Origin of the sequence: Micromonospora craterilacus (assembly GCF_003236315.1) — a bacterium.
Taxonomy (GTDB): domain Bacteria; phylum Actinomycetota; class Actinomycetes; order Mycobacteriales; family Micromonosporaceae; genus Micromonospora; species Micromonospora craterilacus.
On sequence record NZ_POTY01000236.1, the window covers coordinates 1 to 10,614 of the forward strand.

Sequence of the window (10,614 nt, forward strand, 5' to 3'; positions counted from 1 at the left end):
GGGCAACCACCTGGATCTACACTTATGCGGTCGTCGGCAGCGTCAGATGTGGATAAGAGACAGGAACCCGGCGTCGTCCACACGGTGGCCAGCGGTGATCTGCGCCGGTCCGCGAACGTCACCTGCTGGCCAGCGCAGCGGCAGTTCGAGGACCACCTGGCGGCAGCGATCGACGCTCTCGGCTGGAAGGTTCGGCGCGCGCACCCGGAAGACACCATCGAGGGGCATGGCTTCATCGCCAGCCAACGCCAGGGCATCGGGGTCTTCCGCACCATCCCGCCGGACGCGCCGCTGATCGTCGCCGAGGCGGTCTGGCAGTACAGCCACCACGTGCTCGCCGGGCTGCGTACCCATCGGGGGCCGATTCTGGTGGTGGCCAACTGGAGCGGTCAGTTCCCCGGCCTGGTCGGCCTGCTCAACCTGACGGCGAGCCTCACCAAGGCGGGCGTCGCGCACTCCATCCTGTGGAGCGAGGACTTCACCGACGACTGGGCGGTGCGCGGCCTGCGTACCTGGCTGGCGACCGGGACCCTGACCCACGACCAGAGCCACGTACGCGACCTGCCGCAACTGCCGACGACCCCGGAGGTGGAGCTGGGCCGGGCGCTGGCCGCACAGCTGCGCCGCGACAAGGCGATCATCGGCGTCTTCGACGAGGGTTGCATGGGCATGTACAACGCGATCATCGACGACGAGCTGCTCAACCCGCTCGGCATCTACAAGGAGCGGCTGTCGCAGAGCGCCCTGGTCGCCGAGATGGCCCGGGTCGGCGACGACGAGGCGCAGGCGGTGCGCGACTGGCTGGACGCCGCCGGGATGACCTTCCACACCGGCACCGACGAGGCGACCGAACTCACCGACGCGCAGCTGCTCAGCCAGTTCCGGATGTACGTCGCCGCGCTGCGGATCTCCGACGACTTCGGCCTGGACGCCGTGGGCATCCAGTACCAGCAGGGGCTCAAGGACACCGTGCCCGCGAGTGATCTCGCCGAGGGGCTGCTCAACAACGTCGAGCGACCCCCGGTGCGCAGCCGCGACGGCGCGCGCGAGCTCTACCCGGGCCGGCCGCTGCCGCACTTCAACGAGGTCGACGAGGGGGTGGCCGTGGACTCCCTGGTGACCAACCGGATCTGGACCGCGATGGGGCTCGACCCGGCGACCACGCTGCACGACATCCGGTGGGGCGACGACCACGACGGCCGGTTCGTCTGGGTCATGGAGATCTCCGGATCGGTGCCGGCCTCGCACAACGGCGGCTACCAGCACAGCTACAGCATGCGGCAGCCGCCGATGTACTTCCCGCTCGGCGGCGGGACCCTCAGCGGGGTGTCGAGGCCGGGCGAGATCGTCTGGTCCCGGGTCTTCATCGCCGACGGGGTGCTGCACGTCGACCTCGGTCGGGGCACCGTCGTCGAGCTGCCGGCGGAGGAGACCCGCCGCCGGCTGGACGCCACCACCCCGCAGTGGCCGATCATGCATGCGGTGCTGCACGGGGTCGGCCGCGACCAGCTGATGGCCCGGCACAAGGCGAACCACCTCAACGTGGCGTACGGGCTCGACGCGGCCAGCGCCGACCGGGCCCTGCTGGCCAAGGCGGCCATGTTCGAGGCGCTCGGGGTGGCCGTGCACCTCTGCGGGGACGTGCGGATCTGATGGGCCCGCTCCTGATCGGCATCGACCTGGGCACCGCGAGCAGCAAGGGCGTCCTGACCGATGCCGAGGGGCGGGTGCTGGCCACCGCCGTGCGGCCCCGGCCGAGATCGATGTCGATGCCCCGGGCCGGCTGGGCCGAGGTCGACGCCGAGGCGGTCTGGTGGGGCGACGTCACCTCGATCGCGGCCGAGCTGACCGCCCGGACCGGTGGCGCGCCGATCGCCGCGGTCTGCGTCAGCGGGGTCGGCCCCTGCCTCGTGCTCTGCGACGCCGACGACCGGCCGGTGCGGCCGGCGATCCTCTACGGCATCGACATGCGGGCCACCGCCGAGATCGACGAGCTGACCGACCGGTACGGCGCCGAGGCCGTCCTGGCGCGGTGCGGCGCGCCGATCACCACCCAGGCGGTCGGCCCGAAGGCGCTCTGGGTCCGTCGGCACGAACCGCAGGTCTGGGCGCGGGCGCGTCGTTGGCACAACTCCAGTTCGTACGTGGTCGGCCGGCTGACCGGCGAGTACGTCATCGACCACCACACCGCCAGCCAGTGTGTGCCCTGGTACGACGTCGAGGCGCGGCGGTGGCACGAACCGTGGTACGAGGAGATCGCGGCCGGCCTGCCGGCGCCCCGGCTGGCCTGGTCGGCCGAGGTGGTCGGCACGGTGACCGCCGCGGCGGCCGAGGCCACCGGGCTGCCGGCCGGCACGCCGGTCTGCGCGGGCACGGTGGACGCCTGGGCGGAGGCGGTCAGCGTCGGCGTCCGGACGCCCGGCGACCTGATGCTCATGTACGGCTCGACCATGTTCTTCGTGCAGGTGCTGCGCGAACTGGCCCGTCATCCGCAGCTCTGGAACACCGCCGGGGTCGCGCCCGGCGACCACTGCCTGGCGGCCGGGATGGCCACCTCCGGCAGCCTGACCGGTTGGCTGCGTGACCTGGTGGGTGAGGTGCCGTTCGAGACGCTGGTCGACGAGGCGGCCGGCATCCCGCCGGGCGCCGACGGGCTGCTGGTGCTGCCGTACTTCGCCGGTGAACGTACGCCGATCTTCGACCCGGACGCCCGGGGCGTCATCGCCGGGCTCACCCTCCGGCACGGCCGTGGCCACCTGTTCCGGGCGGTGTACGAGGGGATCGCGTTCGGTATCCGGCAGATCCTGGACCTGCTGGACACCGAGGCCAATCCGGTGCGCCGGCTGGTCGCGGTCGGCGGCGGCACCCAGGGCGGGCTGTGGACCCAGATCGTCAGCGACGTGACCGGGCGCAGCCAGCAGGTGCCCCGGGTGACGATCGGGGCCAGCTACGGCGACGCGTTGCTGGCGGCCATCGGGGCGGGCCTGGTGCCGCCCGAGACCGACTGGACGGTGGCTGGCCGGCTCGTCGAACCGAACCCAGCGACCCGAGCCACCTACGACACCCTTTTCCAGCACTACACGTCGCTGTATCCGAACACCCGACAGGAGGTGCACGCGCTGGCCCGGCTACAGCGGGCGGCCGCGGTCGACGACGGCTCCGCCGGGGCGCCGCAGGGCTGACCGACCCGGAAACCGCCGGCTGCCCGGCCCTGGAACCAGGCACCGGGCGGCTGACCCTGGACCGGCCTGGAAATCGATTTCACGCCACTGGGGGCCGGAGGTCACGTCATGGCGTCCGGCCGGCGCGGTCGGGTCAACCGGCCGCGCCCGGTCGCGCGAACCTGGCCCGTCGCCTGGCCCGTCGGCTGGCCGGGGCCGGCTGGCTGCTCGGCGCCCACCACCGCGTCCGCCGAGGCCGCCGGACCGGCGGTCGGCGTCGGCTCGGTCGCGGCGGTGCGGCGGGAACTGCCGCGGATCTCCAGCCGGGTCGGCAGGACGAGCCGTTGCGGCTCGATGTCGGGCGTATGCCGCCGCTTGAGCAGCAACTCGGCGGCGGCCTGGCCGATCTCGTACGCCGGCTGCCGCACGGTGGTCAGGGCCGGCCGGACCAGCTGCGACCAGAACGTGTCGCCGAACGCGGCCACGCCGACCTCCGGCGGTCGCAGGCCACGGTCGTGGAGCGCCGCCAGGGCGCCCGCCGCCATCAGGTTGTTGGTGGCCAGCACCGCGTCCGGCGGCTCGGCGAGGTCGAGCAGCTCGCTCATCGCCTGGTAGCCGCCCCGGACCCGGAAGTCGGCGTACGCCACCCGGGGTCGCCGTCGCGGCGCCTCGCCCTCGCGGTGGGCGCGCAGGAAGCCACGCAGCCGCACCATCGCCGCCGACGAGGCGCGCGGGCCGGTGATGCAGGCGACCCGGCGGTATCCCTCGTCCAGCAGGTGCCGGGTGACGGCGTACGCGCCGTTCTCGTCGTCGGCGGTGACCGTGTCGATGGTCGCCGACTCGGGGGAGCGGTCCACCGCGACGACCGGAACCCCGCGGTCCAGCAGGGCGGTGACATCGGTTTCAGCATGCGACGCCGGGAAGATGACGACGCCCGCCATGTGTTCGGCGAGGGCGACGTCGAGGTACTCCGCCTCCTTCTCCGGGTCGTCGTCGGCGTTGCACAGCACCACCGAGAGGTTGCTGGCCCGAGCCACGTCCTCCACGCCCCGGGCGAGCGCGGTGAAGAACGGGTTCTCGATGTCGGAGATGATCAACGCGAGCACGTCGCTGCGCTGTCTGCGCAGGCCACGGGCCACCCGGTTGGGTCGGAACCCCAGCTCCTCGGCGGCGGCCCGGACGCGGGCGGCGCGCTCGGAGCTGACGCTGCCGCCGTTGAGCACCCGGGAGACGGTGGCGGGGGAGACCTCGGCCGCCTTCGCCACGTCATAGATGTTGGCCATCGGGTACCTCTCCGGTTCGTCGAGCCGCCGAGGGCTCCGGTTGTACGCGATCAGGATCGGCTCTTGACACGGCCCCGCTGGGGGCGTTAACTCTTGCGAAACCATCCTGAAATCGATTCCAAGATAGTACCCCACAGCGGGCTCAGGAGGTACTCCTCAATGGTCACCATTCTCCCGCAGCCACCTTCCACCGGCGGGCTTCCGATCGCCACCGCGGTCGGCGCGCCGATCGTCGGTGTTCTGGTCGTGGCGCACCGGTCGGGTGCCCGCCGGTGAGCGCCGCGTCCACAGTGGTGCAGGCCGGCCCGGAGCAGCCGCCGCCGGCCGCCGCACCACGCGACGGCCGTGGCCCGGCCCGGCGACGCCGATTCGGTCCGGTGGCGCTCTACCTGCCGGCGCTGGTGCTCGTCGCGCTCGTGTCGGTCTTCCCGATCGGCTACGCGCTGCGGCTCAGCGTCTACCGGACCCGGGCCCTGCGCACCGTCGAGTTCATCGGCTGGGACAACTTCGCCACGGTGCTCGGGCCGGCCGGCTGGGCCGACATCGCCCGGACCTTCGTGTACGTCGCCGTCTCCCTGCTGCTGGCCGTGCCGCTCGGCCTCGGGCTGGCGGTCCTGCTGAACAAGCAGATCCGGTTCGTCCGGCTGTTCCGGGTGGTCATCCTGCTGCCGTGGGTGGTCTCCCAGACCGTCGCGGCGCTGCTCTGGAAGTGGCTGCTCAACGGCCAGTACGGTCCGCTGCACGGCGTCTTCGGCGGCGAAGGCCCGCTCGCGTCGACCTGGGGCTCGATGGCGTCACTGATCGTGGTGAACGTCTGGCTCAGCTACCCGCTCGCCACGATCCTCTGCCTCGCCGCGTTGCAGACCGTCCCGGCCGAGCAGATCGAGGCGTCCCGGGTCGACGGTTGCACCCCGCGTCAGTCGTTCTTCCTGGTCGTCGTGCCGGCGATCCGGTCGACGCTGCTGATCCTCGTGATCATGCTGACCCTTCTCTACTTCAACATGGTCACGCTGGTCTACACGCTCACCGGCGGTGGACCGTTCTCCGGCACGCAGGTGCTGAGCCTCAACGCGTTCCTGCAGTCCTTCCAGTTCTTCAAGATCGGCATCGGCGCCGCGTACAGCGTCGTGCTCTTCGTCCTGAACATCGTCTTCGGTGTGGCGTACATCCGGGTTCTCAAGGGGAAGAACGATGCCTGACACCCTGACCGGCCCCGCGACCTCGACCGGCGCCCGGACCTCCGGGTCGCCCGCCGCCGCACCACGCGACGCGGCCCGCCGCAGCCCGGCCACCGGGCGCCTGAGCCGGGCCCGGCGGGCCGGCATCTACCTCGGCCTGCTGGCCGCCTCCGGGTTCGCCGTCCTGCCGCTGCTGTGGGGACTGAGCACCTCGCTCAAACCGGAGTCGACCGTGCTCGCCACGCCGGTGCGGTGGATCCCGGAGCACCTCACCCTGGAGAACTACGAGGCGGTGCTGTTCCACTCCCAGATCCCGCTGAACCTGCTCAACAGCGTGATCGTCAGCGTCGTCACGGTCCTGGTCACCCTGGTCATCGCGGTTCCGGCGGCGTACTCGGCGGCCCGCTACCGGTTCCGCGGCAAGGCCGGGCTGCTCTTCTTCATCCTGATGACCTCGATGGTCCCCGGCATCGCGGTCCTGGTGCCGCTCTACTACCTGGCCGTGAAACTCGGCGTCTACGACACCTACGTCGTCATGATCGTCATCTACTCGGCCTGGCAGGTGCCCACCATCGTGTGGATCCTGCGCGGCTTCTTCGAGTCGATTCCGGTGGAGATCGAGGAGGCCGGACGGGTCGACGGCATGTCCGCGGCCGGTGCCTTCCTGCGGCTGGTGCTGCCGCTGGCCAAGCCCGGCCTCGGCGCCGCCGCCATCATCACCTTCGTCTACGTCTGGAACGACTATCTGATCGCCAGCACCTTCGTCAGCGATCCGGACCTGCGGCTGATCTCCGTCGGCCTCTACACCTACCTCACCCAGTACGGCACGGTCTGGGGCCAGTTGACCGCCGCGGTCATGGTCACCCTGCTGCCGATGATCATCGCTTTCGTCCTGTTCGAACGTCGCCTGGTGGCCGGCCTCTCGGCCGGTGCCAGCAAGGGCTGACCCTCACTCAGCCCCGAGCCCTTGGAGACCACAATGAGCATTCGTCTGGACCGGCGGCGGCTGTTGATGCTGGGCGCCGCCACCATCGCCGCCGCGGGCACCGCCAGCCTCGCCGGCTGCGGCTCCGACGACGACTCCGGTGACGGAGTCGCCAACCTGCAACTCTGGACCTTCCTCGACCCGACCGGCACCGACCCGCGCGGCAAAGCGCTCCAGGAGATCGTCGACGGGTTCAACGGCAGCCAGAGCGCCGCCAAGGTCACCGTGACCAGCATCAACTACGCCAAGATCGACGGCGAGGTGATCCGGGCGGCCAACACCGGCGGTGGCCCCGACATCGTCAACATCTACCTCCCGCAGCTCGCCCAGCACGTCGAAGGCGGCAGCGTCCAGCCGATCGACAAGTTCGCCAAGGACTGGCTGGCCCAGGTCGGATCCGACTACCTCTTCCCGGTCGACAGCGCCAAGATCGACGGTGAGCTGATGGCGCTGCCCTGGGAGTCGCGGGTCTGGTTGTTCTGGTACCGCAAGGACATCCTGGACAAGTACGGCGTCACCCCACCGACCACCATCGAGGAGGCGGTGGCGGCCGGCGCCGCGGTCCGCAAGGCCTCCGGCGACAAGGTCACCGGCTTCGCGATCGGCCTCTCCGAGCAGTCCCTCGGCGCGGACTTCATGGAGAAGTTCGACCCGCTGACCGCGGGCTACGGCGGCACGGTCATCGGCGCCGACGGCAAGGCGGCCTTCGCCAGCGACGCCGGGGCCCAGGCGATGGCGATGATCAAGAAGTTCGCCGACGCCGGGGCCTTCGGCCGGGAGGTGCTCACCATGGGTGCCGACGAGGTGGTCAACGGGGTCAAGGCCGGCACCGTGGCGATGGCGGTCGCCGGCAGCTTCCGGGTCGCCGCCACCCGCTCCGCCGACGGCGTCGGCGACAACCTCGTCACCACCCCCGTCCCCGGCGTGACCGCGGGACGCCGGCTGCCCACCGCGGTCGCCGGACAGACCCTCGCGATGGGTGCCAACACCGAGCACCCCGAGCAGGTGTGGGCGTTCATGCAGTACTACCTGAGCGCCGAGTCGCAGGCCAAGTTCGCCGCCGCCGGGGTGCTGCCGGTACTCCGCAGCGTCTACGACCAGCCGGCGGTCGCCCAGGCGAGCAACGCCAAGGAACTCCTGGACTGGCGCGACTACCTGGCCACCGACGGCAAGGTCTCCGTCTACCCCGCCGACTACAGCGAACTCAGCACCAACCTGGTCAAGGCGGCCCAGAAGATGGTCTTCGATGGCACCGCCATCCCCGCCGGGCTGACCGAGGTCCAGAACCAGTACAACCAGAACAGGAAGTGAGCCGGTGGATATCCGGATGCCTCAACCCGACCCGCAGCGTTCGTACGACGTGATCGTCGTCGGCGGTGGACCTTCCGGCTTCATCGCCGCCATCGCCGCGGCCCGCCAGGGCGCCCGTACGCTGGTGGTGGAGAAGTACGGCTTCCTCGGCGGCATGCCGACCAGTGCGGCGCTCGGCCCGATCTCCCCGTTCCACTTCGGCGACGAACAGGTCGTGCGGGGCATCCCGCAGGAGTTTGTCGAGCGGATGATGTCGATCGCCGGCAGCACCGGTCACCTGCGCACCACCAATCCGCACGGCAGCGGCGCGTACCTGTGCTTCTACGACCGTGAGGCGTACAAGTGGGCGGCCCTCACGCTCGCCCTCGAGGCCGGCGTCGTACCGCTGTTCCACTCGTTCGTCAGCGGGGTGCGCAAGGACGGCGACAAGGTCGTCGGTGTCACCGTGACCAACAAGTCGGGCAACCTGGACTACCAGGCGAAGGTGGTCGTCGACGCCACCGGCGACGGCGACGTGGCGGCGCTGGCCGGCGCCGAGTTCGTGCTGGGCCGCAGCGTCGACGACAGCACCGCCCAGCCCGGCACGATGATGTTCGACATGGCCGGCGTCGACACTCGGGCCGTCAAGGACTACATGGATGCCCACCCGGAGGAGTTCGAGTGGGCCTCCGAACTCGTCGCCGTCAAGCCCTACGCGGCCAGCCTGCCCCAGGACCACTTCGTCGGCCAGGGCTTCAAGACCCTGATCCGGCGGGGCCTGGACTCCGGTGAGCTCTACCTCGGCCGGGACACCATCCTGTTCCTCACCACCACCCACCCCGGCGTGCTGCACTTCAACAGCACCCGGATCAGCGGCGTCGACGGCACCGACGCGGAGAGCCTGACCCGCGGCGAGATCGACGGCCGTCGCCAGGTGATGTCGCTCAGCGAGTACCTGATCAAGAACGTGCCCGGTTTCGCGGACGCCCGGCTCATCGCCACCGGCGTGCAGATCGGCATCCGGGAGAGCCGGCACATTCTCGGCGAGCACGTGCTCACCGGCGAGGAGGTGATGAGCGGCACCAAGGTGGCCGACGTGGTGTCGCGCGGCTACTTCCCGATCGACATCCACAACCTCAAGGGCAAGGAGGGGTACGGCGAGGACAAGGACCAGGGCACCTGGGGCGACCTCGACGACTCGTACGACATCCCGTACCGCTGCCTGGTGCCGCGCCGGCTGGACGGACTGGTCATCGCCGGCCGCGCCATCTCGGCCACCCACGAGGCGCACGGCTCGTTCCGGACCCAGGGCGGGGTGATGGGGATCGGCCAGGCCGCCGGCACCGCCGCCGCGGTCGCGGCGATCGACGGAGTGGAGCCCCGCAAGGTCGACGTGCCGCGGTTGCAGGCGGCGCTGGCCGGCCAGAACGCCTCGCTGCGCCGCGACCCGGAGCAGGTCCGGCAGCAGCGGGAGGCGGCCGTCGCGGCGGTCCGTCAGGCACTGGACGAGGGAAGGATCTCCACCCAGTACCTGGCCGACGCGGGCACCTTCACCGGCACCGCACCCCGGCTGTAGGAGTACGGCACCGGCCCGCTCGTGCGGGTCGGGCCGGTGCCCTACGGCGGGTCGAGTCTCATCGCGGGCAACCTAAACTCCTTCGCGCAGGATTCGGGGAGACCGCCCCACGCTCGACCAACAGGAGAACCCGTGCCGCTCCGTAGAACCCGTGTCCTTTACGTCACCGATCTGGCATACGAGGCACGCGGGCGCCGCTACTGCGACGAGGACATCTTCTTGTCTACGCGACTGCGGGAGCACTTCGACATTGCCCTGTGCCACCCGATCGACGCAGTTAAGTTGATGGACTCTTTCGACGTGGTCGTGGTGCGCAACAGCGGTCCCGTCCTGTACTACCAGGATCAGCACGACGAGTTCCGTGCTCGTGCGCGGCGGGCGGCTGTGCGGGTCTTCACCGAGCTGACCGGCAAGGCCGACATGGCCGGCAAGCAGTACCTGCTGGATCTGTACGGAGCCGGCTACCCCGTCATCCCCACCGTTGACCGGTTGGCGGACATCGACCGGCTGCCACAGGTCACCGAGTACGTGGCCAAGCCGAAGTTTGGTGCTGACTCCGTCGGTCTCCAGTTCGTTCAGCGCGAGCAACTGCCGGACCTGAACTACGACAACCTACTGGTCCAGCCGCGTGTCGATTTCGAGTACGAGGTCTCGTTCTACTTCGTCGACCACACCTTCGAGTACGCGTTGTACGCGCCTCATTCCGACCAGCGGTGGCTGCTCGAATCCTACGAACCGACCGATGCCGACTTGGCGTTCGCGCAGCTGTTCATCGACTGGAACGACATCAGCCACGGCATTCAGCGCGTCGACGCGTGCCGTACGCGAACCGGCGAACTCCTACTCGTCGAACTTGAGGACCTCAACCCCTACCTGTCCCTGGATCGCATTGCCGCTCCGACCAGAGACGCCTTCGTCAAGGACATGGCGGCATCCATCGCGGCGCTGGCCGAGAAGAGTCCAACAACTCGCTGACCGCCCTGCTCGGCGGTGTCAGTCGCTGCGCTCCAGATCAACCACGCTTCGCAACGGCCGCCGGCCATTTGTCATCCGTGCAGCCGTACGGGCCATACGGAGCCGCATTGCGGCGGGCCCCCTTCGACCGGCGTGGTTTCCTCGGCGCGAGGCGGGTGGGGAGTGG

Annotated in this window: 8 protein-coding genes; 7 read left to right on the plus strand and 1 reads right to left on the minus strand. The window is 70.2% G+C overall.

Going from position 1 to position 10,614, the window contains the following annotated elements; translation table 11 throughout:
• The first annotated feature begins 48 nt into the window (after window positions 1-48).
• On the plus strand, window positions 49-1,653 hold the full coding sequence (locus tag C1I95_RS37440) for a fucose isomerase (protein WP_233513915.1): 1,605 nt from the start codon (window positions 49-51) through the stop codon (window positions 1,651-1,653).
• Window positions 1,653-3,182, plus strand: coding sequence for an FGGY-family carbohydrate kinase (locus C1I95_RS27415; RefSeq protein ID WP_111218025.1), 1,530 nt, complete (start codon window positions 1,653-1,655; stop codon window positions 3,180-3,182). Before C1I95_RS37440 ends, C1I95_RS27415 begins: the two co-directional genes overlap by 1 nt.
• A 101-nt stretch (window positions 3,183-3,283) precedes the next feature.
• On the opposite strand, the gene C1I95_RS27420 is transcribed toward C1I95_RS27415, so the two are convergent.
• Window positions 3,284-4,444 carry a LacI family DNA-binding transcriptional regulator gene (locus tag C1I95_RS27420; protein ID WP_111218027.1) on the minus strand — a complete coding sequence of 387 codons (1,161 nt, stop codon included), beginning with the start codon at window positions 4,442-4,444 and terminating at the stop codon, window positions 3,284-3,286.
• 272 nt (window positions 4,445-4,716) lie between these two features.
• Here C1I95_RS27420 and C1I95_RS27425 point away from each other — a divergent pair, with 272 nt between their 5' ends.
• The 5 genes from C1I95_RS27425 to C1I95_RS27445 all read left to right on the plus strand — a co-directional run bounded on the left by C1I95_RS27425 (window position 4,717) and on the right by C1I95_RS27445 (window position 10,448).
• The gene (locus C1I95_RS27425) at window positions 4,717-5,643 is read left to right on the plus strand and encodes a carbohydrate ABC transporter permease (protein ID WP_111218029.1); all 927 of its coding nucleotides are present in this window, start codon (window positions 4,717-4,719) and stop codon (window positions 5,641-5,643) included.
• Window positions 5,636-6,568 (plus strand): carbohydrate ABC transporter permease, encoded by a 933-nt coding sequence (locus C1I95_RS27430; RefSeq protein WP_111218031.1) that lies wholly within the window; start codon window positions 5,636-5,638, stop codon window positions 6,566-6,568. Before C1I95_RS27425 ends, C1I95_RS27430 begins: the two co-directional genes overlap by 8 nt.
• Window positions 6,569-6,601: 33 nt before the next feature.
• On the plus strand, window positions 6,602-7,918 hold the full coding sequence (locus tag C1I95_RS27435; RefSeq protein WP_111218033.1) for an ABC transporter substrate-binding protein: 1,317 nt from the start codon (window positions 6,602-6,604) through the stop codon (window positions 7,916-7,918).
• Between the two features lie 16 nt (window positions 7,919-7,934).
• A complete protein-coding gene (locus tag C1I95_RS27440) occupies window positions 7,935-9,473 on the plus strand; it encodes an FAD-dependent oxidoreductase (protein ID WP_111218035.1) in 1,539 nt (512 codons plus the stop codon).
• Window positions 9,474-9,605: 132 nt separating this feature from the next.
• A complete protein-coding gene (locus tag C1I95_RS27445) occupies window positions 9,606-10,448 on the plus strand; it encodes a hypothetical protein (RefSeq protein ID WP_111218036.1) in 843 nt (280 codons plus the stop codon).
• Window positions 10,449-10,614: the final 166 nt, after the last annotated feature.

Coding starts and splice junctions, on each gene's coding strand:
- C1I95_RS27415 (WP_111218025.1), top strand. CDS start 1,653: ATGGGCCCGCTCCTGATCGGCATCGACCTGGGCACCGCGAGCAGCAAG.
- C1I95_RS27420 (WP_111218027.1), bottom strand. CDS start 4,444: ATGGCCAACATCTATGACGTGGCGAAGGCGGCCGAGGTCTCCCCCGCC.
- C1I95_RS27430 (WP_111218031.1), top strand. CDS start 5,636: ATGCCTGACACCCTGACCGGCCCCGCGACCTCGACCGGCGCCCGGACC.
- C1I95_RS27435 (WP_111218033.1), top strand. CDS start 6,602: ATGAGCATTCGTCTGGACCGGCGGCGGCTGTTGATGCTGGGCGCCGCC.
- C1I95_RS27440 (WP_111218035.1), top strand. CDS start 7,935: ATGCCTCAACCCGACCCGCAGCGTTCGTACGACGTGATCGTCGTCGGC.